This window comes from Crossiella sp. CA198 (genome assembly GCF_052078295.1).
GTDB lineage: Bacteria > Actinomycetota > Actinomycetes > Mycobacteriales > Pseudonocardiaceae > Crossiella.
Genome location: NZ_JBQJIM010000026.1, coordinates 108,801 through 133,259 on the forward strand (window position 1 = coordinate 108,801; position 24,459 = coordinate 133,259).

The following is a 24,459-nucleotide window of genomic DNA, read 5'->3' on the forward strand; positions in this document are numbered from 1 at the left end:
CCCGGCTCCCGGCTCCCGGCTCCCGGCTCCCGGCTCCCGGCTCCCGGCTCCGCGCGGCCTCACCCCGCCGCGTCCCACGCCGCCACCGCTCCCAGCCGACGCCCCGCCCCAGCCAACCTCCGCCATGCCTCCGCCCAAGGCCCTGGTGCCCACTTCACGCACCTCTCCTCAGCGGTCAATCACCCGACCCTCTGCCCGGCCCCACTCAGTCAGCCAACCCCGACTCGGCCCCACTCGCCCAGCCAACCCCGGCCCTGCCCGGCTCACAGCCGCGCCCCACGTCCCTCCGCAGCCCAAGCCGCCAAACCAATGCACCCTGCCCTGTCTCTCGCGCAGGCCCGTGCGCCCACTCCACAACTCCGCCCCCGGCTCGCCCCACCCGAGTGTCACCCAACTCCGCCCAACTCCACCCGATCCCGGCCGCCCCCGCCGCTCGCCCAATCCCGTCGCCAGCCCGCCCCGCCGCTCGCCCTCTCCCGATCCCTCACCGATCCTCCCGTTATCCCCTCCCAACTCCCGTTATCGCCCTCTCCCCTCCCTGTCACTCCCCCCCGAACCCCCTCTGCCCACCAATCCCTTCTGCCCGCCCGCGCGCGAGGGGATCCCCCATTTCCAGCCTGCCCCACCCACCCGGCACCCCACCCCCAAACCCCCTCCAAGATCCCGACTTATCCACATCACCCCCACCTATCCACAGAACCAATCCACCCCCTGGCTCCACGCCCCCATCCCCGCCACGGTGGACACACACTCGCAACCACCGCACCACCCCAGGGGGATGCATGCCCGAGACCCGCCCGCTAGTCATGGTCAACGAGGACACCCTGCTCGACGAGGTCCTCCGCGTGGCCGCCGCCACGGGCCGCGACGTCGAGTGCGTCCCCGACCTCACCGCCGCCCGCCAGCGCTGGGCGCGGGCCCCGCTGGTCGTGCTCGACGACGACGGCCTCGCCCAGTGCGCGAACGCCGGCATGCCCCGCCGCAACGGCATCTACGTCCTCTGCCGCACCGACCCGCCGCCGGAGATCTGGGCCCGCGCCCTGGCCGTCGGCGCCGAACAGGTGAGCTGCCTCGCCGAGGCCGAGCCCTGGCTCTCCGCCGCGCTGGCCAAGGCCGAGGAGGTCGAGGACGAACCAGACGGCCGGGTCATCGCGGTGCTCGGCGGCCGCGGCGGCGCGGGCGCGTCGGTGTTCGCCACCGCCCTGGCCCTCACCGCCGCCGACCGCGGCTCCCCGGCCATGCTGCTCGACTGTGACCCACTGGGCGGCGGGCTCGAACTCGTTCTCGGCGGTGAGAAACGCGAAGGCGTCCGCTGGTCCGGCATCACGGTGAACCGCGGCAACCTGGGCAGTGCCACCCTGCGCAACGCCCTGCCCAGCTTCGGCCGCAACCAGCTCACCGTGCTCTCTTGCGACGACGACACCACCGAACTGGAACCCCAGGCGGTGGACCAGGTCCTCGACGCCGGGCGTCGCGGCGGCGGCACGGTCGTCTGCGACCTGCCCCGCCACTTCGACCAGCCAAGCCGCACCGTGCTGGACGCCGCCGACCTGGCCGTGCTGGTCGTCCCGGCCGAGGTCCGCGCCTGCACCGCCGCGGCTCGCATCGCCGAGCGCACCAAGGAACGCGGCACGCCGCTGGCCATGGTCGTCCGCGGGCCCGCGCCCACGGGGCTGTCCGTCCGCGATGTCGAAGCCGCCGTCCGGCTCCCGGCCCTGGTCACCATGCGCCCCTTCAGCGGCCTGGAAGCCGCGCTGGACACCGGCGGCCTGCCCAACCGGCCACGGGGCCCACTGGCCCGCGCCGCCCGCCGGGTGCTCGACCGGGCCGACGACGGCCGCGACTGACGTGGACAAGGGACTGATCGACCGTGTGCGCAACAGACTCGCCCAGCTCGGCAGTCGGCCCACCCCGGCCAACCTGGCCGAGGCCATCCGCGCCGAGACCGGCGGCCTGCTCACCGACGCCGACCTGCTGGACACCCTGCGCCTGCTCGATCGCGAACTCATCGGCGCCGGGCCGCTGGAACCGTTGCTGCGCATGGACGGCGTCACCGATGTCCTGGTGACCGGCCCCGGCCGGGTGTGGGTCGATCGCGGCCACGGCCTGACCCGCACCGCGGTCACCCTCCCCGACGAGGAGGCCGTGCGCCGCCTGGCCCAGCGCCTGGCCCTGGCCGCGGGCCGACGGCTCGACGACGCCCAGCCATTCGTCGACGGCTGGCTCCCCGGCGGCGTCCGCCTGCACGCCGTGCTGGCCCCGATCGCGGCGGGCGGAACGTGCATCTCACTACGTGCCCTGAAACCCGCCGCCCACGACCTCGCCACCCTGCGCTACCTCGGCACCTTCGCCGAACCAACGGAGAACCTGTTGCGCCGCATGGTGAAAACCCGGCTGAGCTTCCTGGTCGTCGGCGGCACCGGTTCCGGCAAGAGCACCCTGCTCAACGCCCTGCTCGGCTGCGTGGACCCCGCGGAACGAATCGTCACCGTCGAGGAAGCCGAAGAACTCCACCCCGCCCACCCGCACGTGGTCCGCCTGGTCGCCCGCCCACCGAACATCGAGGGCGCGGGCGAGATCACCCTGCGCGACCTGGTCCGCCAGGCCCTGCGCATGCGCCCGGACCGCCTGGTCCTGGGCGAGGCCCGCGGGGCCGAGATCGCCGACCTGCTCGCGGCCATGAACACCGGCCACGAAGGCTGCGCGGGCACCCTGCACGCCAACTCCCCGACCGAGGTCCCAGCCCGTCTGGAAGCCCTGGCGGCTCTTGGCGGCATGTCCCGCCCGGCGCTGCACAGTCAGCTCAGCGCGGCACTCCAGGTCGTCCTGCACCTGCGCCGGGACGACCACGGCAGCCGCACCCTCGCCGCCATCGGCGTCCTGGACCGCACCGACGACTACATCCGCGTAGTGCCCGTCTGGCAACAAAACCACGGCTGGACCACCGCCAAAACCCGCCTCACCACCCTGCTCCGCGCCCGGGAACTCGCACCCACATGACCGCAGCCGCCGCCTTCGCGCTAGCCCTGGCCCTGTTGCTCTGGCCACCCAGGACCGGCCACCACCGCCTGTCCCAACTCCGCCCATCCCCGCCCCGCCACCGCCGAACCCACCCCACCCGCGTCCTGCTGCTGATCCCGCCAATCGGCGCCACCCTGCTCGCCGGCATCGGCGGCCTGCTCGCCGCAACCGTCCTGACCTGGACCCTGCACCGCCAGCGCACCCGTGCCAACGCCATCCGCAAGGCCCGGCACATCGACATCGCCCGCGCCGACGCCCTCAACCTGCTGGTCACCCAGCTCCGCACCGGAACCCACCCGGCCCTGGCCGCCGAAGCCGTAGCCAAAGAGGCCGACCCGGCCATCGCTCCCACCGTGACCGCCCTGGCCACCGCCATCCGCCTCGGCAGCCACGCCGACAACTCCGGCAACCGTCTGCTCCGCGCCTGGCACACCGCCCACAACCACGGCATCCCCCTCGCCGACCTGCTGGACGCCGAACGCCGAGACCTGGCCGAACGAACCCGATTCGCCACTCAGGTCGAGGCCCGCCTGGCAGGTGCCCGCGCGACCGCCACCATCCTGGCCGCCCTGCCCGTGCTGCCAATCCTGTTGGGCGAAGCCATGAACGCCCACCCCGTGCACATCCTCACCGCAACCTCAGCAGGCCAGTTCCTGCTTCCCCTGGGCGCCCTGCTCATCTGCCTCGGCCTCGAATGGAGCGCCCACCTAACCGCCAACACCACAAAACCCAAAACCCCAACAAACCACCAGATCCCCTCACCCCCACCCCGGACCCCACCATGCCCACCCAAGCCACAGCCGCCCTCCTCCTAGCCCTGGCCCTGCTGACCTACCCCAGCCGCCCCAACCACCGCACCCGCCTGAACCTCCCACCCACCCCCCGCCCCAGCCGCACAATCCCAGTCCTGCCAACCCTGCTGGGAATCTCCATCGCCGCCGTCACCCTGCTCAACGGCCTGCACCCCGCCATCAGCCTGCCCCTGGCCGCAGCAGCCACCGCGCTAAGCCACACCCTGCAATCCCGCGCGCCCCAATCCCCACCCCCCGACCCACTGGCCCTGGCCACCGCCTGCGACCTCCTGGCCGCCTGCCTACGCGCCGGACTCCCCATTCCCCAAGCCCTACGCCTGTCCGCAGCCGAACTGACCGGCCCACCAGCCGTCGCCCTGCACGACGTGGCCGCCCTCCTCACCCTGGGCGCCACCCCCACTCAGGCATGGACTCCAGCCACTCAACTCCCAGCCCTGACCCGCCTGGCCCGCGCCGCCCGCCACACCGCCCGCTCCGGCGCAGCCCTGGCCGGCACCGCAGCCAATCTGGCCACCCAACTCCGCACCGAAACCGAACAACAAGCCGAAGCCCGAGCCCAACGCGTCACAGTCCTCATCACCGCCCCACTGGGCCTGTGCTTCCTCCCAGCCTTCATCTGCCTCGGCGTAGCCCCCACCATCATCGGCCTGGCCCAAACCCTGTTCCCCCACTGAAAACCAGCCCCGAGCCCCCCGCCTGTCCAACCCACCGGATCAATCCGCCTGCCAGATCCACGGCCCGTTGACCGGAACTTGTTTCCCGCACAACACATTTCCGCTCGCAGGCCACTCGATTCGCCGATCACCTAACGCGCGACCTACCCAATGCGGCGCCTACTCAACGCGCCCAAACACGGACGCGCCCAAAAAGCCACTCACCCAACAGCTCCACCCGCACCCATCGCGCGAGCCGCGGCCACACATGCCGCCGACACCACCATCACCTGGGCGACCAGCCCACACTCACTTCCATCCGGCCCCATACCCGCTCAGCGCTTACCCGCCCGCCGCCTCACCCTGCCTGTCCCACCTCGCCCGCCCCACCTCGCCCGCACCGGCTCGCTCCAAACTTCGCCCGCCGTGCCCGCCCCTACCCGCTCGCGCCCGCCCTTGCCCACTCCGCGCGCGCGACTGGGGGTCCCCCCGAATTCCATTCTTCCAGGCAGCGCAGACATTTCCGCCGATCAGTGGCCCAGTGATCGCGAGTTATCCACATAGACCCCAGCTATCCACAGATCCGCTGAGCTGGCTGGCGAAGTGTCCGAGATCGAGGAAAGTGGGAGCTGCCGCACCCGTGGCAACAACCGGTCCACAGTGGACAAAATCCGCCCGAAGGAGAGCCATGCGATCCGAGTTCCTGCTGCCACCCAATGCGTTCGCGCGGTTCCGGCACTCCGACGACGGGACCATCACGGTCGAGTACGCGATCGCGATCACCATCGGCGCCGCGCTCGCCGGAATACTGCTCACCGTTGTCACGGCTGGGTGGGTCTCCGAATTGATCTCCGAGATGTTTCGGGATTCGTTGGAGGTGAAGAGGTGATGCGAAGACCACTGGCCGGTGATCGCGGGTCGGTCACCGTTGAGGCGGCGATCTGCATCGCGTCCATCGCCGTGGTGCTGGCGCTTGCCTTCGCCGGTTTCCGGTTGGCGGTGACTCAGCTGCGGTGTGTGGACGCGGCGCGGGAGGCGGCTCGGCTGATCGCGCGTGGTGAACAGGATCGCGCCGCGGTGGTGGTGCGGGAGATGGTGCCGGGGCCGGTGCAGCTGTCCAGCCGGGTTGAGGCGGATGCGGTCCGGGTCGAGGTTGTGGCGCGGCCGCTCGGTGGGGTGTTTCCGTTGCGGGAGAGTGCTTTCGCGTTGCTGGAACAGTCGACGGAACCGATCGTGGGCGAGGTTTCGCAGGGACGATTACCCGGCGCTGTCGGTGGGCTGAGGCGGGACGCCCCGGCGGTGGCGTCGCGGTCGCATCAGATCGAACCCGCTGGCGCGCAAGGAATTGGGCGTCTCAGCGTACGAGGTCGCGCTCGTTGGCAGGCTGGCCCGCGCAGGCAAGCCCGCCTGCGGACTCGTCGCGCCAGTAGCCGGGTACGAGGCAGCGCCCGTGATGCGAACGCGGAGCGTACGGTCGCGACGGCCCCGCCGTGCGAACCTGCACTGGCGCTCGAACTCACATTGGCGGGCGAGCCGACGCCGGTGCCTGCCCATTCACCTGTGCGCGCCCTCGCGCCCGCACGCGTGCCCGCGCGAGGGCGCGTGCCTGCCCGCTCGTGCGAGTGCGCCCGCGCGCACACGCTGGCATGCCTGCTCGCCCGCACGCGGAGAACTCGGCCCAACACGGCTTCCGAGCCCGCCGCCACCGGGGCGCTCAACTCCGCCGCGGAGCCTAAGCCAAACCCCGGACGGCCAGCGGCGACCAGCGACCCGCGTCCACGACCCACTCTCGGCGACGACCGTGGATTCGCGACCGGACTCGCGGTGCTGGTGATCGCGGGACTGCTCGCCGCGACGGTGGTCCTCGCCCATCTCGGCGCGGTGGTGGCCGCTGGGCGGCGGGCGGCGGCGGCCGCTGATCTGGCGGCGCTGGCTGCCGCTGGGCGGCTGGTGGAAGCAGGGCAGGGGTGTGCGGCGGCGGGGCGGGTGGCGGGGGAGATGGGTGGGCGGTTGGCGGAGTGCCTGGTGGATGGATGGGCGGTGACGGTGCGGGTGCGAGTGGGGCTGCCGGGGGTGTTGGCGGTGTTCGGCGCGACGAGCGCGCGGGCGCGGGCCGGTCCGGCAGAACTGTGAACGGCGCCGGGTGCGATGAGCGGTCATCGAGCGGCGGTGAGCGGGCAAATGGCGTCATTACACGGGTTTGCGGGTTGCGGTCAACGGTGAAACCTGTGTTCCGCCCTGCTTGTGGCCTGCGTTACTCGGCGTGCCGTTCCGACCGGTGGTCGACTTACCGGTTACCTCCGTTGGGGGCGGTGCCGTTTCTTGTAGGAGAAGGATTTGGTTGCGGTAGGAGGCGACATGGACTGGTCGGATAGTTGGCGCGGGGCATTCCGGATCGAGTTGCGGGCGGAGGCCATCGGTCTCGCGTTCCGCGGCTGGCCGGTGCTGCCCGGCACCTATCCGGCGGGCTCGCAGTGGGCGGGCCGGGACGGTGTGCAGGCCGAGGGTCCGGTGCCGGTGCACCGTGACTGGCAGGAGCGGATCGGCACCCAGGCCGAGCAGGTGGCCTCCTGGTGGACCGGGCGTCCCTACTCGCTGCTGCTGGCCACCGGCGTTGTGCTGGACGCCATCGAGGTTGACGCCGAACTGGGCCGCCGGGTGGCCACGGCGCTGCGGGTCGCCGGTGGACCGGTGCCGATCGCGGCGACGCCGACCGGCAAGTGGCTGTTCCTGACCACCGCGGGCGAGCCGCTGCGGGACGCCCTGGCCGAGCGGTCCGACATCGCGCTGCTCGGCAAGGGCAGCTGGATCCCGTTGCCGCCCTCGCCGTTCCAGCACGGCGTGGTGCACTGGCGGGTCAAGCCGCAGATCTGCAACTGGAACCTGCCCGAGTCGCACGTGGTGCAGGACGCCATCACCGAAGCTCTTCGGGACGACATGCTTGCCGGGGTCGTCGAGCTGGTCAGCTCGGAACGATCCCACTGATTGGGGTGGCCGGAGCGGGGACGTCGTGGGGCAGCACTCCCAGTACGGCGTCCAGCACGGCCACCGCGCCCGCCTTGTCCAGCGGTTCGTTACCGTTGCCGCACTTCGGCGACTGGACACAGGATGGGCAACCAGCCGGGCACTCGCAGGCGGCGATCGCCTCCCGCGTAGCGGCCAACCAAGGGACCACCGCGGCATAGCCGCGATCGGCGAAACCGGCTCCGCCGGGATGCCCATCGTGCACGAACACCGTCGCCTCCCCGGTGTCAGCGTGCGAAGCGGTGGACACACCGCCGATGTCCCAACGGTCACAGGTCGCGAACAGCGGTAGCAGGCCGATCGCGGCGTGCTCGGCTGCATGCAGCGCACCGGGGATGCGCGCCGGATCGAGACCGGCGCCCCCCGGTGCGCTGCTCCGTAGCAACTCGGCGGAGATCGTGTACCAGACCGCCCTGGTGGGCAGGGACTGCGCGGGCAGATCCAGAGGCACCCGGTCGATCACCTCGCCGGAGGGGCGGCGGCGCAGGTAGCCGACGACCTGGGCGGTGACCTCCACCTCGCCGAGACAGACAGTCACGCCAGGCTCGTCGGAGGCGGCACCGCCGGCGCCGGGCGAGCTTGCCACTGCCGGGAAACGGCGTTCAGCCAGGGTGCGGAGCACGCTGATGTCGACCGTGGTGCTGGCCATCGTGGACCAGTCCGGTGTCTCGGCGTGCACCAGCGCCAGGTGGTTGTCCAGGTCCAGCTCGTCCACCACATAGGACTGGCCCTGGTGCAGGTACAGCGCGCCGGGGTGGACCACCGCGCAGGCCGAGTCCGGGTCGACGGTGCCCAGCAGGCGGCCGGAATCAGCCTCCACCACCGAGATCTTGTCGCCGCCGCTGCCGCGGATGTCCACTCCGCTGTGCGGTGGGCGCACATCCGACCAGTACCACCCGGCCGGGCGGCGGCGCAGGTGTCCCTCGGCGACGAGCTGGTCGATCACCTGGCGGGCCGCCTCGCCGCCGAAGGCGGGCAGGCAGTCCTCGGTGAGCGGTTGTTCGGCCGCGGCGCAGGCCAGTTGCGGGGCCAGCACATACGGGTTGGCCGGGTCCAGCACGGTGGCCTCGACCGGGCGGGACAGCATGGCCTCGGGGTGGTGCACCAGGTAGGTGTCCAGGGGATCGTCGTTGGCGACGAAGACGACCAGCGCGCCCTGACCGTCGCGACCGGCGCGGCCCGCCTGTTGCCAGAAGGAGGCCAGGGTGCCGGGGTAGCCGGCGATCAGGACCGCGTCCAGGCCGGCGATGTCCACGCCGAGTTCCAGGGCGTTGGTGGTGGCCACCGCGAGCAGGTCGCCGGTGCTCAGCGCGGTTTCCAGGGCCCGGCGTTCCTCGGGGAGGTAGCCGCCGCGGTAGGCGGCGACCCGGGCGGCGGAGTCCAGGTCCACATCGGCCAGGTGGCGGCGGGCGGCCATCGCGGTCAGCTCCGCGCCGCGGCGGGAACGGACGAAGGCCAGCGTGCGGGCGCCAGCCAGGACCAGATCGGCCATGATGCGGGCCGATTCGGCGCCTGCCGAGCGGCGGACCGGGGCGCCGTTCTCCCCGGCGAGGGCATCCAGCAGCGGCGGTTCCCACAGCGCGATGGTGCGCGGGCCGGCGGGGGAGGCGTCCTCGGTGACGCCGGTGCAGGGCAGGCCGGTGAGCCGGGTGGCCGAGGCGGCCGGGTCGGCGACCGTGGCCGAGGCCAGCACGAAGGTCGGGTTCGCGCCGTAGCGGGCCGCGATCCGGCGCAACCTGCGCAGCAACAGGGCCACGTGCGAGCCGAACAGGCCGCGATAACTGTGGCACTCGTCGATCACCACATAACTCAGCCTGCGGAAGAACGCGCCCCAGCGCTGGTGCCCCGGCAGGATGCCGCGGTGGATCATGTCCGGGTTGGTGAAGATCCACCTGGCGTGTGCGCGGACCCAGTCCCGCTCGACCAGCGGGGTGTCGCCGTCGAAGGCCGCCGGGCGCACCCCTGGCAGGTCCAGTTCCTTCACCGCACGTAACTGATCCGCGCCCAGCGCCTTGGTCGGCGACAGGTACAGCGCGGTCGCCCTGGGGTCGGCGAGCAGCCGGGACAGCACCGGCAACTGGTAGGCGAGGGACTTGCCAGAGGCGGTGCCGGTGGCGATCACCACGTGCCCGCCCGACCACGCCAGCTCGGCCGCCGCCGCCTGGTGCGCCCACGGCCGCGGCACCCCGGAGTCGGTCAACTTCTCGATCAAGGGCGCGGCCACCCAGGTGGGCCAGTCCGTATGCGCGGCAACGCGTTCAGGTAGTTCGGCCACATGGGTCAACGGGGAGGACTCCAACGGGATGCCGCTGACCACCCGGTCCAGCAGTCCGCCGCCCCGGCCGGGCCGCCGCCCGGTCTGCTCCGCCCGCTCCGCTCGTGCGCCCACCACGGCAGCCTGACACAGCACACCGTCGGTTCGCGCCAATGCCCGAACGGACCAAGATCCACAGCTCAGACCACTTGAACGGTCTAGTGCACCTGCCCCGAAGTCACTCTAGGTATTTGACAAGGGACGCCCCGCAAGGCCCTGTGACCTTGCCAATAGACTCCGCCTCCGTCGCGCTGCCTCGATGGTGGCGCGCGTGACTCACCACGCGTCAGAGCGGACGCAAGAGCCCGGCTCCTGGCGCACGGACCACGGAGAAGCAGGAGGACGGATGTCCCCCCAAAGCCTCGCCCAGGGCAACTGGGCGGCCGAGGAACTGGTGCTCACCGGGGGTGACCGCGGAATTGTCGCGGTCGTCGCGGTAGTCGCCCTCGCCGCCCTGGTCATTGGGTACATCCTGCTCCGCGAGGTGCTGGCCGCAGGCCAGGGCACCGCGAAGATGCAGGAGATCGCCACCGCGGTGCAGGAAGGAGCATCGGCCTACCTGAACCGGCAGTTCCGGACACTCGGCATTTTCGTCGTCGTGGTGTTCCTGCTGCTGTTCGCACTGCCCGCGGCTGACTGGATGGAACGGCTCGGCCGTTCCCTGTTCTTCATCGTCGGCGCGGTGTTCTCCGCGGCGATCGGTTATCTCGGCATGTGGCTCTCGACCCGCGCGAACGTGCGGGTCGCGGCGGCGGCCAACGAGACCGGTGGCCGCGAGAAGGCCACCCGGATCGCCTTCCGCACCGGTGGCGTGGTCGGCATGATGACCGTCGGCCTCGGCCTGTTCGGCGCCGCGCTGGTCGTGCTGGTCTACGCGGGGCAGGCCCCGAAGGTGTTGGAGGGCTTCGGGTTCGGCGCCGCGCTGCTCGCGATGTTCATGCGAGTCGGCGGCGGCATCTTCACCAAGGCCGCTGACGTCGGCGCCGACCTGGTCGGCAAGGTGGAGCAGAACATCCCCGAGGACGACCCGCGCAACGCCGCGACCATCGCGGACAACGTGGGCGACAACGTCGGTGACTGCGCCGGTATGGCCGCCGACCTGTTCGAGTCCTACGCGGTGACCCTGGTCGCCGCGCTGATCCTGGGCACCGCGGCCTTCGGCACGCAGGGCCTGATGTTCCCGCTGATCGTGCCTGCCATCGGTGTGCTCACCGCGGTGCTCGGCGTCTACATCACCAAGGCCAGGGCCGGTGAGAGCGGCCTGACCGCGATCAACCGCTCCTTCTACATCTCCGCGATCATCTCCGCGGTGCTGTGCACGATCGCGGCCTTCGCCTTCCTGCCCAACACCTTCACCGGCCTGACCAGCGTCAGCCCGGAGATCGCGGCCACCGAGGGCAACCCGGCCATGGTCGCGGCCATCGCGGTGATCATCGGTATCGTGCTGGCCGGCATCATCCTGTGGCTGACCGGCTACTTCACCGGCACCGACTACCGCCCGGTCAAGGACGTCGGCAAGACCTCGCTCACCGGCGCGGCCACCGTCGTGCTGGCCGGTATCTCGGTCGGTTTCGAGTCCGCGGTCTACACCGCCATCGTCATCGGCGGCGCGGTCTACGGCGCGTTCCTGCTCTCCGGCTCCATCACGGTCGCGCTGTTCGCGATCGCGCTGGCCGGTTGCGGTCTGCTGACCACCGTCGGCGTCATCGTCGCGATGGACACCTTCGGCCCGGTCTCGGACAACGCCCAGGGCATCGCCGAGATGTCCGGGGACGTGCACGGCGAGGGCGCGCAGATCCTCACCGAGCTGGACGCGGTGGGCAACACCACCAAGGCGATCACCAAGGGCATCGCGATCGCGACCGCGGTACTGGCCGCGACCGCGTTGTTCGGCTCCTACACCGACGCGATCAAACAGTCGCTGCTCGGCGCGGGCCAGGCCTTCGCCGATGCCGACTTCGCCGTCTACGGCCCCGGCATCCTGGTCGGCCTGATCATCGGCGCGGCCGTGGTGTTCATGTTCTCCGGCCTGGCCGTCAACGCGGTCACCAGGGCCGCGGGCGCGATCGTGTTCGAGGTGCGCCGCCAGTTCCGGGAGAACCCCGGGATCATGGACGGCACCACCAAGCCGGAATACGGCCGGGTCGTGGACATCTGCACCAAGGACTCGCTGCGTGAGCTGGCCACCCCCGGCCTGCTCGCGGTGCTGGCCCCGATCGCGGTCGGCTTCGGCCTCGGCGTCGGCCCGCTGGCCGGTTACCTGGCTGGCGCCATCGCCTCCGGCACGCTGATGGCGGTGTTCCTGGCCAACTCCGGTGGCGCCTGGGACAACGCGAAGAAGCTGGTCGAGGACGGCCACCACGGTGGCAAGGGCTCCGACGCGCACGCGGCGACGATCATCGGCGACACCGTCGGCGACCCGTTCAAGGACACCGCGGGCCCGGCGATCAACCCGCTGATCAAGGTGATGAACCTGGTCGCGGTGCTCATCGCGCCCGCGATCGTCACCCTGTCCGTCGGCGCGGACGCCTCCCCGGCGATCCGGGCCGCCATCGCCATCTTCGCGGTGCTGGTCATCGTCGGCGCGGTGATCGTGTCCAAGCGGCGCGGCACCGCCATCGCCGAGGACAGCCCGTCCGAGGGCGAGAAGGTCAGCAACGGCGCTGCCTGATGGCAGCACCTGATGGCAGATAGCTAGACAGATGCGGCCCGTCCCCGGCTCCGGGGGCGGGCCGCACCTCGTTCTCACGGGGCGTCGCCTAGCGTCGGCGAGCGCCCCCAGCGAAGAGGAGAGCTTCATGGCCCGCCGTACCCCCGCCGGCGTCCTGGCCGCGGCCGCCGGACTCACCCTGGTCCTGGCCGCCTGTGGCTCCGGTGGCGACACGCCAGCCTCCCCGGGTGCCAACACGCCGTCCAGCGACTCCAGCGCCACCTCAGCCCCGGAAACCAGCGCCAGCGGCGGCGTGGACCGCGGTCCCGGCGGACAGCCGGGCGCGCCCGGCGGCGGCCAGCCCGCTCCCGGCGGCACCAACGCCGACCCGGTGCGCTGGAACGACGCGGTCTGCAAGGGCCTCGGCGGCTCCATGCGGGCCATGCTCACCGCGCTCAAGGCCAACTCCCCCGACCACAAGCCGGAGGACCGCAAGGCCGCCACGGTCGCCTACCTCGGCGCCACCGAAGGCGCCCTCGGCACCGCCAGGACCGAGCTGACCGGCCTGGGCCGCCCGGCCGCACTGCGCCAGGACACCCACAACGAGCTGATCGGCTACCTCGGCGCCGCGGTCGAGACGATCAAGCGCAAGCAGCCCGAGGTGGCCGGCCTGGACGTCAAGGACCCCCGGTTCGAGGAGAAGTTGCAGCCCTTCGCCGCCGAGGAACTCGATCCGGCCCGGCTGCTGGCCAAGTTCGAGGAGGTCCGCACCGCGCCCGGCATGGAGGAGGCATATCGCAAGGCCCCCGAGTGCCAGCGGATGGTCAAGGACACCGAGGGCGCCTTCGGCGGCTGACCCGGTCACTGGGACGATCGCGCGACCATGGCGCGTTTCGAGACGAAGAGCCTGGTCTTCCTGCCCGGTCAGCGGGTCCGGGCCATCGTGCGGGCCCACTTCACCTGCGGGCCAGAGCGTTGACCGTCGGGCGGAAATCGGGCTGAAGCACCCCAGAAATTCACACCATCGGGTGGATCTGACCGTCGCCTGAGTCGAACATGTGTTCTACGCTGCACCCGTGGGACAACTGTCCTTCTACTCCGCGGAGGCCAGGCAACCGAGGGTTGCCGACCTGGCCGGGCTGTTGTGCGGCCCTGGTCAGGCGGTCGGCTTCGGCCGGGGCGCCGCGGCCAAGGTCTCGGTCGAACTGGCCGAGCCGTGGCGGGCGCACGCCGTGGCGCTGGCCTGCGCCGAGCGTGGGGTGCAGGCCGAGGTCAGCCCCACCGAGGACGGGCGCAGGCTGCTGCGCACCGCCTTCCGCTGCGATCTCGCGCCACTGGCCACCGCCTGGCTGCGCGGCACCGAGAAGGCCGTCCCGGATGACCTGGAACTGGACGGACCGGCGCTGCGGATCTGGGCGCTGACCGCGGGCGCGCTGGAGACCAGCGGTTATCTGCTCGGCCTTGACCCGCTCGCGCCGGAAACCCACCCGCTGCTGGCCGCCGCGCTGCTCCGGCTGGGCCTGGCCGGGCACCTGCTCGGCCCCAAAGCCGGTGGTCCCGCACTGCGTTTCACCGGGCGACGGCGGCTGGCCCGCCTCGCCGAACTCGTCGGCCCCACCCCGGTGGCGGCCGCGCACAGCTTCTGGCCGGCCGCCTGAGTCGCCGGTCAGCGCGAAGCCGAAGGGGCCGTTCCGGGCACTCCCACCGTGCGGAACGGCCCCTTCGGGCACTAAATCGTGCTCAGACCCTCGGCTTGGGCAGCGTGCAGCCCGCCCTGTTCGGATCCACGTTGTTACCGGTGCTCATGCAGGCGTTGACCTGGAAGGTCTGCTGCCCGTAGTTGATGCCGCGGCGCACCGTCACATTCCCGGCCGCGTCCACCTCGCACGGGTTGTTCTGGGTGCACCGGCCACCGTTCTCATTGCCGGTGTTGTTCACCCCGACCACCGTGCCGTCGGCGGTGTCGATGATCGGCGAGCCCGAGGTGCCGCCGATGGTGTTGCAGCTGGAGGTGTAGCGAAGGGAGTCCTTCCAGGTCCAGTTCGCCTCCTTGAGCTGGTGCACGAAGGCGTCGACCTTGCAGGAGTAGATCCGCTTCCAGTAACCCGAGACCACCCGGATGTCCGCGCCCTGCTTCGGGTGCGCCGAGTTCAGGGTCAGCGCCTTGGTCCGGTACCGGCTCTCGATGTCGGCGTAGCTCTCCCGCAGCTGGTACAGCGCCAGGTCGGTGTCGGTCATGGTCGCGTAGGCCAGCTTGGTCGCGGTCAGCGTGCCCAGGTTCTGCGCCGAGGGGTTCAGCAGGGTGAAGGTGCGCGAGCTGGCCTGGTTCACGATCACCTCGCCCGCGGCCATGAACTTCACGCAGTGACCGTTGGTGAGCACCAGCGCCTTGTCCGTGCTCGCCGCGCCGGAGGGCCGGACCACCGAGCCGGAACAATTGTTCAGCGCCACGATCGCGGTGTAGTCCACCGCGTTCGGCGCGGCCGTCGCCGGGGCGGCCGCGAGTGTGCCCGTGATCGTCATCGCGGCCGCCGCGGCCGCCATAAAACCGACAAAACGCCTGGTCATCCGGGATCTCCTTCGAGCAGGGCGAAGAGGACTGGGGTGGTTCAGCACATCCTGTCGGCCGAATGGCCGCCACCCCCGGAAGTCGGCGGCGAAACACTGGAAGTCAACGGTCTTACCGGCTGTTGAAAGAGGTGCCCCAGGGGGCCTGTGACCACATCGGCGTGGGTGACCGCGCACAGCGGCTGTCATGATGGGTCATTGCACGGGGGTCATCACGGCAAGCTGGGGGGCCCGGCCGGGTGGACGGGCAGATCGGTCAGACAAGGAAGCAGGCGCGCGTGGCACGGACGAAGAGCAGCGAAAACGGGGCGGGCGGTGGCTCAGCTAACCGACGACTGGTGATCGTCGAGTCGCCCGCGAAAGCCCGTAAGATCGCCTCGTACCTCGGGCGCAACTTCGTCGTGGAGTCCTCCAAGGGACACATCCGCGACCTGCCCAAGAACGCCGCGGACGTGCCGGAGAAGTACAAGAGCGAGTCCTGGGCCCGGCTGGGCGTGGACGTGGACAACGACTTCGAACCGCTCTACGTCGTCTCGGTGGACAAGAAGACCACCGTCAATGAGCTGAAGCAGGCGCTCAAGGGCGTCGACGAGCTTTACCTGGCCACAGACGGTGACCGCGAGGGCGAGGCCATCGCCTGGCACCTGCTGGAGACGCTCAAGCCCAAGGTCCCGGTGCGCCGGATGGTCTTCCACGAGATCACCGAGTCCGCCATCCGGGCCGCCGCGGCCAGCCCGCGTGACCTGGACCAGGACCTGGTCGACGCCCAGGAGACCCGCCGCATCCTGGACCGGCTCTACGGCTACGAGGTCAGCCCCGTGCTGTGGAAGAAGGTCATGCCGAAGCTCTCGGCTGGCCGGGTCCAGTCGGTGGCCACCCGGATCGTGGTCGAACGCGAACGTGAGCGGATGCGCTTCCGCTCCGCCGGGTACTGGGACATCGCCGCGGTGCTCGACGCCGGCGCCCAGGCCGACCCGCGCACCTTCGCCGCCCGGCTGCACACCGTGGACGGCGCCCGCCTGGCCACCGGCCGCGACTTCGGCCCGGACGGCAGGCTCAAGCAGTCCTCCGACGTGCGGGTGCTGGTCGAGACCGAGGCCCGCGCACTGGCCGCCGCGCTGGAGGGCGCGCCCTACGCGGTCACCTCGGTGGAGGAGAAGCCCTACACCCGCAAGCCCTACGCGCCGTTCATGACCTCGACCCTGCAGCAGGAGGCCGGCCGGAAGCTGCGCTTCTCCGCCGAGCGCACCATGCGCGTGGCGCAGCGGTTGTACGAGAACGGCTACATCACCTACATGCGTACCGACTCCACCACGCTGTCGGAGACCGCGCTCACCGCGGCACGCAGGCAGGCCACCCACCTCTACGGCGCGGAATACGTCAGCAAGACCCCGCGCCAGTACACCCGCAAGGTCAAGAACGCCCAGGAGGCGCACGAGGCGATCCGGCCGGCCGGTGAGTCCTTCCGCACCCCCGGCGAGGTCGCCAACGAACTCGAATCCGACGAGTTCCGCCTCTACGAGCTGATCTGGCAGCGCACCATCGCCTCCCAGATGGCCGATGCCCGCGGCACCACCCTGAGCGTGCGCATCACCGGCACCGCCACCAGCGGGCAGGAGTGCGTCTTCGCCGCCTCCGGCCGCACCATCACCTTCGCCGGGTTCCTCAAGGCCTACGTAGAGTCGGTGGACTCCGAGGCCGGTGGCGAGAGCGACGACGCCGAGCGCAGGCTGCCCAACCTGGCCAAGGGGCAGGCGATCCAGGCCAACGAGCTGTCCCCGGACGGCCACACCACCAGCCCGCCGCCGCGCTACAGCGAGGCCGGCCTGATCAAGGCGATGGAGGAGCTGGGCATCGGCCGCCCGTCCACCTACTCGCCGACCATCAGCACCATCCAGAACCGCGGCTACGTCTGGAAGAAGGGCTCCGCGCTGGTGCCCTCCTGGGTCGCCTTCGCAGTGGTCGGCCTGCTGGAACAGCACTTCGGCAGGCTCGTCGACTACGACTTCACCGCCGCGCTGGAAGACGAACTCGACGGCATCGCCGGCGGGCGCCAGGAGCGCACCGCCTGGCTGTCCGGGTTCTACTTCGGCGGCGAGATCGGCCCCGAGGGCTCGATCGGCCGCGCAGGCGGGCTGAAGAAGCTGGTCGGCTCCAGCGTCGAGCACATCGACGCCCGCGAGGTGAACTCCATCCCGCTGTTCTCCGACGAGGCCGGACGCACCGTGGTGGTCCGGGTCGGCCGCTACGGCCCCTACCTGGAGCGGCCGGAACTCGACGAGGACGGCAACGCCACCGGTGAGTCGCAGCGGGCCAACCTGCCCGACGAACTGCCGCCGGACGAGCTGTCCGCCGAGATCGCCGAGACCCTGTTCTCCACCCCGATGGAGGGCCGCACCCTCGGCGCCGACCCGGTCTCCGGGCACGACATCGTGGCCAAGGACGGCCGCTACGGCGCCTATGTCACCGAGGTCCTGCCCGAGGGCAGCAAGAACAAGCCGCGCACCGGCTCGCTGTTCAAGGACATGGAGCTGGCCTCGATCACCCTGGAGGACGCGCTGCGGCTGCTGTCCCTGCCCAGGGTGGTCGGCGTGGACCCGGCCTCCAATGAGGAGATCACCGCGCAGAACGGGCGCTACGGGCCGTACCTGAAGAAGGGCACCGACTCCCGCTCCCTGGTCACCGAGGAACAGCTGTTCACGGTGACCCTGGAGGAGGCGCTGGCGATCTACGCCGAGCCGAAGAAGCGTGGCCGCCAGGCCGCCGCCTCGGCCCCGCCGCTCAAGGAAATGGGCAACGACCCGGTCTCCGGCAAGCCGATGGTGGTCAAGGACGGCCGGTTCGGCCCGTACGTCACCGACGGGGAGTACAACGCCTCGCTGCGCAAGAGCGACAGCGTGGAGACCCTCACCGACGAGCGCGCGGCCGAACTGCTGGCGGAGAAGCGCGCCAAGGGCCCGGCGCCGAAGAAGAAGGCCGCGCCGAAGAAGGCCGCGGCCAAGAAGACCACCGCGGCCAAGACCACCAAGGCCGCCAGCACGAAGACCACGGCCGCGAAGAGCACCACCACCAAGACGGCGGCCACCAAGACCGCGGCCAAGCCTGCCGCGAGCAAGTCCAAGGCGGCCAGCAAGTCCTGATTCACCCGGCTACCTCCCGGAACCGGCGTTAACCTGGTTCCGGGAGGTGGCTTCCGTGGCCAAGGACGCGCTCTCCGGTGGGGACGGCACCCAGTCGCCGTCACCCCCGGCCCCGATGCCCGACGCGCTGCTCCCACCCCGCAACCCGGCGGGCGAGGAACCCCAGCGCCGGATCGACACCCCGGCCGCGGTCGGCGACCCGGCCCAGCTGCGCGCCGCCATCGAGGCCGCGCTCAGCGCCGAGGCCGACCAGCCGCTGCCCGGCTACGCCCAGGCCACCCCGTTCCACCAGCAGGTCGAACCACTGCCCCGGCGCCGGTTCGTGCCCAAGGCCCGCATTCCACGACCCCGCCTGCCCGAACTCCGCCGCGCCCTGCCCGCCGGAGGGATCAGCGGGGCCACCCTCGCCTTCCTGGCGCTGATCATCCTCACCGTGGTGCTCGTGCTCGCCTTCCTCTCCAGCTTCATCAGCTGGTTCTCCGGCCTGCTCGGCTAGCGCCCGGCTACCCTGGGGCCCGTTCGGGGACGTGCACGTCAGCGCGAGCGAGGTGAGCAGGATCCGGCAGGAACCCGCCGAGTCGTCGGCCTCGACCGTGCACCGGGTGCGCAGCGTGCTGGCCATCGGCCCGTTCCGCAGGCTCTGGGCGGTCAACTCGCTGTGCAGCGTCGGCGACTGGCTCGCCCTGCTGGCCACCACCGCGCTGGCCACCAACCTCACCACCGGCTACCAGGCGCAGAGCTTCGCCTTCGGCGGCGTGGTCGCGATCAAACTGCTGCCCGCGCTGCTGCTGGCCCCGCTGGCCGGGGCATTGGCCGACAAGTTCGACCGGCGCAGGCTGATGGTCGTCTGCGATGTGCTGCGCTGCCTGGTGCTGCTGAGCATCCCCCTCGCGGGCTCGCTGTGGTGGCTGTTCGTGGCCACCTTCCTGCTGGAGCTGTGCACCCTGTTCTGGGTGCCTGCCAAGGACGCCTCCATCCCCAACCTGCTGCGCAGACCGGCCCAGGTGGAGACGGCCAACCAGCTGTCCATGGTGATGACCTACGGGGTCTCCGTGGTGACCGCCTCCGGGCTGTTCACCGCGCTCACCGTGCTCGGCCCGACCCTGTTCCTGCCGCTGACCCCGACCCAGATCGTCTACTTCGCGCTGGTGCTCAACGGCCTGATCTACCTGACCAGCTCGATCACCCTGGCCACCCGCATCCCGGAGATCTCCGGCCGGGCCGGGGCCAGAACCGAACAGGTGCGTAGCGCCAGCCTGCTCGCGCTGATCAGGGACGGACTGCGTTTCGTCGGCACCACCCCGCTGATCCGCGGCCTGGTGATCGGCATCGCCGGCGCGTTCACCGCGGGCGGCGCGGTGATCGCCTGCGCCAAGCTGTACGCGGTCAGCCTCAAGGGCGGCGACGCCAGCTACGGCCTGCTGTTCGTCTCGATCTTCCTCGGCCTGGGCAGCGGCATGATCGTCGCGCCCAAGCTGTCCCAGCGCATCCCGCACAACCGGCTCTTCGGCGCGGCCATCGTGGGCGCCGGGGCGGTGCTGCTGCTGGTCGCGGTGGCCCCGCACCTGTGGCTGGCGCTGCTGGCCGTGATCGGCGTCGGCGGCTCCGCCGGTGTGGCCTTCCTGACCGGCATGACCATCATCGGCGCCAGGGTCGAGGACGAGATCCGCGGCCGCACCGTGGCCTTCATGCAGTCCCTGGTCCGGCTGGTGCTGATGGGCTCGATGGCCCTGGTGCCGGTGCTCGTCGGCCTGCTGCCACCGCGGACCTGGAACATCTTCGGCGCCGAGCTGACCGTGGACGGCACCCGGCCGATCCTCTTCGGCGCCGGGATCATCGCCGCCGTGCTCGGCGTGATCGCCTACCGGCAGATGGACGACCGGCGCAGCGGCCCGATCCTGTCCGACCTGATGTCCGCGCTGCGCCGCCCGCGCCGCAGCAGCGGCCTGCTGATCGCGGTGGAGGGCGACACGGTCGCGGACACCTCCGCCCAGTCCCAGCGGCTGGCCGACTGGCTGCGCGAGCAGGGCCAGGCGGTGGTGCTGGCCGCCGATCCCGCCTGCGAGGAACGCACACTGCTGGCCGGGGCCGGACTGCACAGCCCGAGGGCCCAGGTGCTGATGTCCGCCGCGGTCCGCGCCGACCTGGTCGAACAGATCGTCAAACCCGCGCTGGCAGCCGGTTCGGTGGTGGTCATGGAACGCTCGGTGCACGGCGGACTGGCCGAACTGGGTGCGGGCGCGGGCATGGACGCGGCCGAACTGGAAGGCCTCGCCGAGTTCTCCACCGGCAGGCTGGCCGCCGATGTCACCGTGCTGCTGGACAAGGACCCGGCCACCCCCTCGGCCAACCTGGCCGAACAGCCCTGGCGGATGCACCGGCTGCTCACCGAGATGGCCGCCGCCGAACCCGACCGCTACGTAGTGGTGGAGGCAGGCGGCGGGGTCGAGGAAGTCGCCGAACGGGTGCGCGAGGCAGTCCGCCCAGTGCTCGCCGCGCGGCAGACCGCCACACCGGAACAAGGATTGTCGGCCGCCGAGGCAGGATAGAACCCGTGACGCTCACCGAAGAGGCCATCCAGCAGGCGCCCACCACCGGCGTGTGGGGCGGCGTGGTCGGTCAGCCCGGCGCGGTGCGCACCCTGTCCACCGCCGCGCGGGCAGCCGCCGACCTGGTCGAAGGCCGTCCGATCACCCCCGGCGCGATGACCCACGCCTGGCTGTTCACCGGCCCGCCCGGCTCCGGCCGCTCGGTGGCCGCGCGCGCCTTCGCCGCCGCGCTGCAGTGCGTCCAGCCCGACGCCGACGGGGTGCGCGGCTGTGGGGAATGCCGCCCCTGCCACACCGCGCTGGGCGGCACCAACGCCGACGTGCGCCTGGTCGTGCCGGAAGGGCTGTCCATCGCGGTCGCCGAAATGCGCGCGCTGGTGCAGATCGCCGCCCGCCGCCCCACCGGCGGCCGCTGGCAGGTAGTGATCATCGAGGACGCCGACCGGCTCACCGAGGGCGCGGCCAACGCGCTACTCAAGGCGGTCGAGGAACCCCCGTCACGAACCGTGTTCCTGCTCTGCGCGCCCTCGGATCACCCCGAGGACGTCTCGGTCACCATCCGCTCCCGCTGCCGGGTGCTCGCCCTGGGCACACCGACCGTGGCCGCCATCGAGGACGTGCTGCGCCGCCGCGACGGCATCCCCGCCGACCTGGCCGCCTGGGCCGCCTCGGTCTGCGGCGGGCACGTCGGCCGGGCCCGCAGGCTGGCCACCGACCCGGAAGCCCGCGCCCGCCGCGAGGCCGTGCTGCGCATCCCCACCGGCCTTCGCCGCCCCAACGACGTGTTCACCAGCGCGGACGAGCTGGTCAAGACGGCCGAGGCGGAGGCGGCCGCGGTCAGCGAGGCCAAGGACGGGGTCGAACGCGACGCGCTGGAGACCGCGCTCGGCGGTGGCGGCACCGGCAAAGGCGTGGCCGCCGCGGCCCGCGGCGCCAAATCCGCGCTCAAGGACCTGGAGAAGCGGCAGAAATCCCGCGCCACCCGCACCCAGCGCGACGCCCTGGACCTGGCCCTGGTCGACCTGGCCGGGTTCTACCGGGACGTGCTCACCGCCCGGCTGGGCGCGGACGTGCCGCTCAACCACCCCGACCGCGCCGCCGACATCCGCACCGCGGCCGCCACCTGGACCCCGGAGGCCACGCTGAAGCGGCTGGAGGCGGTGCTGGCCTGCCGGGACGCCCTTGGCATGAACGTCAAGCCCAGGATCGCCATCGAGGCCATGGTCACCACCCTGCATCACGGCTGAAGCACTCGCTGGTTGGTTGCGTCACAGGGCTGTGGACCAGCCGAACGCGGTGGAGACCTCCCGTGCCGCCCGGACCACCCGCGCGCCGTGCCCGGTCAGCTCGGCCAGCCGGTGTTCCAGCACCAGCGCGGACACGCTCACCCCGCCGATCACCGCGCCGGTGTGATCACGCACCGCGGCGGCCACACAGCGCACCCCGGGCTCGTTCTCTTCGTCATCCACCGCGAACCCGGCCGAACGCGCCCCGGTCAGCCGCTCCCGCAGCACGGCAGGGGTGCTCGCGGTCCGCGGCGTGCGGGCCTCCAGCCGCAGCTTGCCGAGCAGCGCGGACAGCTCGATCTCGGGCAGCGCGGCCAGCACCGCCTTGCCGATCGCGCTGGAGTGCAACGGCAGGCCCATGCCGATCCGGGAGGCCATCCGGTACGGCTTGTCCGCCTCGACCTTGTCCACGTAGACCAGTTCCGCGCCGAAGAGCATGGCGAAGTGCACCGCGCAGCCGGTCCCGGCCTGCAGACCGGTCAGCGCGGGCCTGGCCCGGCGGGCCGGGTCCAGGCGTTGCAGCACCCGCCCGGCCAGCGCCAGCACCTTGGGTCCGGCCAGATAGTTGCCGTGCGCGTCCGGCAGCGCGAAACCCTGTTCGGCCAAGGTCTGCAGCACCCGGTGCACGGTTGACCTGGGCAGGCCGGTGGCACGGGCCAGATCGGTGACCCGGCTGTGCTCGGCGAGCGCGTCCAGCACGGCCAGGGCCTTCTCCACCGCCCCGCCGGGGCCTTCGGTCACCTGCCCATCCAACCGCCGTCGACCACCAGCACGTGCCCGTTGACGTAGTCCGAAGCCGGCGAGGCGAGGAACACCGCCGCACCGGCCAGGTCCTCCGGATCGCCCCAGCGCCCGGCCGGGATGCGGGCCCGGATGGCCGGTTCGCGCACCGGGTCCGCGCGCAGCGCCGCGGTGTTGCTGGTGCTGATGTAGCCCGGCGCGATCGCGTTGACCTGCACGCCGCGCCCGGCCCACTCATTCGCCAGCGCCGAAGTCAGCCCGGCCACCGCGTGCTTGCTCGCGGTGTAGGCGGGCACCAGGATGCCGCCCTGGAAGCTGAGCAGCGAGGCGATGTTGATGATCTTGCCGGAGCCGCGTGCGGTCATCTGCCGCCCGGCGAGCTGGCAGAGCGCGAACACCGAGTCCAGGTTGACGCTGAGCACCCGCCGCCAGTCCGCCATGGGCACCTCGGTGGCGGCCTGCCGGTGGATGGTGCCCGCGTTGTTGACCAGGATGTCGATCTCCTGATCCGCAAGCAGCGCACCGACTTCGCGCTGCACACGGTCCACATCGGACAGATCGACGATCAGGCTGCGCGCGGTGACGCCATGCCCGCGGATCTCCGCCTCGACCTCGGCCAGGTCGCCGCCGCGGCCCAGCAGCACCAGGTCCGCGCCCGCGCCTGCCAGGCCGTTGGCGATGGCCCGGCCGATCCCGGTGCGCGCGCCGGTCACCAGCGCGGTCCGCCCGCGCAGCGAGAACATCCGCTGGACTGCCCCGTTCACCCTGTTCTCCTTCAGCGCAGTTCGGTGAGCGCGACCGGGTCCATGTCCTCGTAGGCCTGGTTCTCCCCGGCCATGGCCCAGACGAAGGAGTAGGCGTGCGTGCCCGCGCCGGAGTGCACGGACCAGCTCGGTGAGATCACCGCCTGCTCGTTGGACACCACCAGGTTCCTGGTCGCCGTCGGCTCACCGAGCAGGTGGATCACTCGCTGGTCGTCAGGCAGGTCGAAGTAGAGATAGCACTCGGTGCGCCGGTCGTGTGTGTGCGGCGGCATCGTGTTCCACACGCTGCCTTCGGCCAGGGTGGTGATACCGAGTACCAACTGGCACGAGGAGATTCCATTCACATGGATGAACTTTCTGATCGATCGGACGTTTGCGGTCCGCTGCTCGCCCAATTCCAGAATGTCCACATCCGTGAACCGCGCCAATTCCGTCGGATGGCTGGTATGGGCGGGCGTGGAGAAGAGGTAGAAATGCGGGGAGTCCGTCCCGTCCGATTCGAACACGACGTCGACCGCGCCGCGGCCGACGTAGAGGCAGTCCCGATGGGTCAACCGATACGCCGTGCCGTCGACGGTCACCGTGCCGCCGCCGTGCACCGCCACCACCGCCAACTCGCGTCGTGCCAGGAAGTTCTCGGCGCGCAGCGGGTCGGCCGACGGCAGCCGGAGCGGCTGGCCGGACAGTGGGACGGCGCCGCCGAGCACGGTCCGGTCCTCATGCGAGTACACCGTGTGCACCTGTCCCGGTTCGAAAAGATCCGCTACCAGGTAGTGCGCGCGGAGCTGCTCGGTGTCGAAACCGGCGATCTGCGCGGGATTTGTCGCATGCCTAACCTGCATGAATTGCCTCCGGCGGGAGCGTATGCGCTGGATGGCCCTTTACGTTTCGGACCGGGCGGTGTCACGATGTGCCCGCGCCCTATGGAACACCGTTC

Annotated in this window: 19 protein-coding genes; 14 read left to right on the plus strand and 5 right to left on the minus strand. The window is 71.3% G+C overall.

The window, feature by feature from the left end; translation table 11 throughout:
• Positions 1-782 precede the first annotated feature (782 nt).
• The 7 genes from ssd to ACTOWY_RS35580 all read left to right on the plus strand — a co-directional run bounded on the left by ssd (position 783) and on the right by ACTOWY_RS35580 (position 7,471).
• Positions 783-1,847, plus strand: coding sequence for a septum site-determining protein Ssd (ssd, locus tag ACTOWY_RS35550; protein ID WP_441313981.1), 1,065 nt, complete (start codon positions 783-785; stop codon positions 1,845-1,847).
• A 1-nt stretch (position 1,848) separates the two neighbouring features.
• Positions 1,849-3,000 carry a TadA family conjugal transfer-associated ATPase gene (locus tag ACTOWY_RS35555; RefSeq protein ID WP_441313982.1) on the plus strand — a complete coding sequence of 384 codons (1,152 nt, stop codon included), beginning with the start codon at positions 1,849-1,851 and terminating at the stop codon, positions 2,998-3,000.
• Positions 2,997-3,836: a type II secretion system F family protein gene (locus tag ACTOWY_RS35560; protein WP_441313983.1), complete on the plus strand. Its 840-nt coding sequence runs from the start codon at positions 2,997-2,999 to the stop codon at positions 3,834-3,836. Before ACTOWY_RS35555 ends, ACTOWY_RS35560 begins: the two co-directional genes overlap by 4 nt.
• Positions 3,803-4,507 (plus strand): type II secretion system F family protein, encoded by a 705-nt coding sequence (locus ACTOWY_RS35565; RefSeq protein WP_441313984.1) that lies wholly within the window; start codon positions 3,803-3,805, stop codon positions 4,505-4,507. The genes ACTOWY_RS35560 and ACTOWY_RS35565 overlap by 34 nt, the downstream gene beginning before the upstream one ends.
• Positions 4,508-5,174: 667 nt before the next feature.
• Positions 5,175-5,375 carry a DUF4244 domain-containing protein gene (locus ACTOWY_RS35570; RefSeq protein WP_441313985.1) on the plus strand — a complete coding sequence of 67 codons (201 nt, stop codon included), beginning with the start codon at positions 5,175-5,177 and terminating at the stop codon, positions 5,373-5,375.
• Positions 5,375-6,619 (plus strand): Rv3654c family TadE-like protein, encoded by a 1,245-nt coding sequence (locus tag ACTOWY_RS35575; protein WP_441313986.1) that lies wholly within the window; start codon positions 5,375-5,377, stop codon positions 6,617-6,619. The genes ACTOWY_RS35570 and ACTOWY_RS35575 overlap by 1 nt, the downstream gene beginning before the upstream one ends.
• Positions 6,620-6,844: 225 nt before the next feature.
• Entirely contained in the window at positions 6,845-7,471 is a 627-nt protein-coding gene (locus ACTOWY_RS35580) for a bifunctional DNA primase/polymerase (RefSeq protein ID WP_247761135.1), read from the plus strand.
• On the opposite strand, the gene ACTOWY_RS35585 is transcribed toward ACTOWY_RS35580, so the two are convergent.
• Positions 7,449-9,899: a DEAD/DEAH box helicase gene (locus tag ACTOWY_RS35585; RefSeq protein ID WP_441313987.1), complete on the minus strand. Its 2,451-nt coding sequence runs from the start codon at positions 9,897-9,899 to the stop codon at positions 7,449-7,451. The genes ACTOWY_RS35580 and ACTOWY_RS35585 overlap by 23 nt on opposite strands.
• A 271-nt stretch (positions 9,900-10,170) precedes the next feature.
• Here ACTOWY_RS35585 and ACTOWY_RS35590 point away from each other — a divergent pair, with 271 nt between their 5' ends.
• The 3 genes from ACTOWY_RS35590 (at position 10,171) to ACTOWY_RS35600 (ending at position 14,132) form a co-directional block, all read left to right on the plus strand.
• Positions 10,171-12,495 carry a sodium-translocating pyrophosphatase gene (locus tag ACTOWY_RS35590; protein WP_441313988.1) on the plus strand — a complete coding sequence of 775 codons (2,325 nt, stop codon included), beginning with the start codon at positions 10,171-10,173 and terminating at the stop codon, positions 12,493-12,495.
• A 127-nt stretch (positions 12,496-12,622) separates the two neighbouring features.
• The gene (locus tag ACTOWY_RS35595) at positions 12,623-13,330 is read left to right on the plus strand and encodes a hypothetical protein (RefSeq protein WP_441313989.1); all 708 of its coding nucleotides are present in this window, start codon (positions 12,623-12,625) and stop codon (positions 13,328-13,330) included.
• A 220-nt stretch (positions 13,331-13,550) separates the two neighbouring features.
• The gene (locus ACTOWY_RS35600; RefSeq protein ID WP_441313990.1) at positions 13,551-14,132 is read left to right on the plus strand and encodes a hypothetical protein; all 582 of its coding nucleotides are present in this window, start codon (positions 13,551-13,553) and stop codon (positions 14,130-14,132) included.
• A gap of 82 nt (positions 14,133-14,214) precedes the next feature.
• On the opposite strand, the gene ACTOWY_RS35605 is transcribed toward ACTOWY_RS35600, so the two are convergent.
• Positions 14,215-15,042 carry a S1 family peptidase gene (locus ACTOWY_RS35605; protein ID WP_441313991.1) on the minus strand — a complete coding sequence of 276 codons (828 nt, stop codon included), beginning with the start codon at positions 15,040-15,042 and terminating at the stop codon, positions 14,215-14,217.
• Between the two features lie 335 nt (positions 15,043-15,377).
• Here ACTOWY_RS35605 and topA point away from each other — a divergent pair, with 335 nt between their 5' ends.
• Genes topA through ACTOWY_RS35625 form a run of 4 tightly spaced genes read left to right on the plus strand, consistent with a single transcriptional unit; the run spans position 15,378 to position 21,978 of the window.
• Positions 15,378-18,182, plus strand: a complete 2,805-nt coding sequence (gene topA, locus ACTOWY_RS35610) for a type I DNA topoisomerase (RefSeq protein ID WP_441314023.1) — start codon at positions 15,378-15,380, stop codon at positions 18,180-18,182.
• A 55-nt stretch (positions 18,183-18,237) separates the two neighbouring features.
• Positions 18,238-18,678 (plus strand): hypothetical protein, encoded by a 441-nt coding sequence (locus tag ACTOWY_RS35615; protein WP_441313992.1) that lies wholly within the window; start codon positions 18,238-18,240, stop codon positions 18,676-18,678.
• Positions 18,679-18,730: 52 nt separating this feature from the next.
• Entirely contained in the window at positions 18,731-20,731 is a 2,001-nt protein-coding gene (locus tag ACTOWY_RS35620; protein ID WP_441313993.1) for a bifunctional MFS transporter/dTMP kinase, read from the plus strand.
• A gap of 5 nt (positions 20,732-20,736) precedes the next feature.
• Positions 20,737-21,978 (plus strand): DNA polymerase III subunit delta', encoded by a 1,242-nt coding sequence (locus tag ACTOWY_RS35625; RefSeq protein WP_441313994.1) that lies wholly within the window; start codon positions 20,737-20,739, stop codon positions 21,976-21,978.
• A 21-nt stretch (positions 21,979-21,999) separates the two neighbouring features.
• Here the strand turns inward: ACTOWY_RS35625 and ACTOWY_RS35630 are convergent, their stop codons facing one another.
• From ACTOWY_RS35630 to kduI, 3 genes are read right to left on the minus strand one after another with little or no spacing between them, the layout of a single operon-like run.
• The gene (locus ACTOWY_RS35630) at positions 22,000-22,758 is read right to left on the minus strand and encodes an IclR family transcriptional regulator (protein ID WP_441313995.1); all 759 of its coding nucleotides are present in this window, start codon (positions 22,756-22,758) and stop codon (positions 22,000-22,002) included.
• Positions 22,755-23,522 (minus strand): SDR family oxidoreductase, encoded by a 768-nt coding sequence (locus ACTOWY_RS35635; RefSeq protein WP_441313996.1) that lies wholly within the window; start codon positions 23,520-23,522, stop codon positions 22,755-22,757. The genes ACTOWY_RS35630 and ACTOWY_RS35635 overlap by 4 nt, the downstream gene beginning before the upstream one ends.
• 11 nt (positions 23,523-23,533) lie before the next feature.
• A complete protein-coding gene (gene kduI / locus ACTOWY_RS35640) occupies positions 23,534-24,364 on the minus strand; it encodes a 5-dehydro-4-deoxy-D-glucuronate isomerase (RefSeq protein ID WP_441313997.1) in 831 nt (276 codons plus the stop codon).
• Between the last annotated feature and the right edge of the window lie 95 nt (positions 24,365-24,459).

Excerpts from the sequence above, each read along its gene's own strand:
- ssd (WP_441313981.1), top strand. The coding sequence starts at position 783 with ATGCCCGAGACCCGCCCGCTAGTCATGGTCAACGAGGACACCCTGCTC.
- ACTOWY_RS35560 (WP_441313983.1), top strand. The coding sequence starts at position 2,997 with ATGACCGCAGCCGCCGCCTTCGCGCTAGCCCTGGCCCTGTTGCTCTGG.
- ACTOWY_RS35565 (WP_441313984.1), top strand. The coding sequence starts at position 3,803 with ATGCCCACCCAAGCCACAGCCGCCCTCCTCCTAGCCCTGGCCCTGCTG.
- ACTOWY_RS35570 (WP_441313985.1), top strand. The coding sequence starts at position 5,175 with ATGCGATCCGAGTTCCTGCTGCCACCCAATGCGTTCGCGCGGTTCCGG.
- ACTOWY_RS35575 (WP_441313986.1), top strand. The coding sequence starts at position 5,375 with ATGCGAAGACCACTGGCCGGTGATCGCGGGTCGGTCACCGTTGAGGCG.
- ACTOWY_RS35580 (WP_247761135.1), top strand. The coding sequence starts at position 6,845 with ATGGACTGGTCGGATAGTTGGCGCGGGGCATTCCGGATCGAGTTGCGG.
- ACTOWY_RS35590 (WP_441313988.1), top strand. The coding sequence starts at position 10,171 with ATGTCCCCCCAAAGCCTCGCCCAGGGCAACTGGGCGGCCGAGGAACTG.
- ACTOWY_RS35595 (WP_441313989.1), top strand. The coding sequence starts at position 12,623 with ATGGCCCGCCGTACCCCCGCCGGCGTCCTGGCCGCGGCCGCCGGACTC.
- ACTOWY_RS35605 (WP_441313991.1), bottom strand. The coding sequence starts at position 15,042 with ATGACCAGGCGTTTTGTCGGTTTTATGGCGGCCGCGGCGGCCGCGATG.
- kduI (WP_441313997.1), bottom strand. The coding sequence starts at position 24,364 with ATGCAGGTTAGGCATGCGACAAATCCCGCGCAGATCGCCGGTTTCGAC.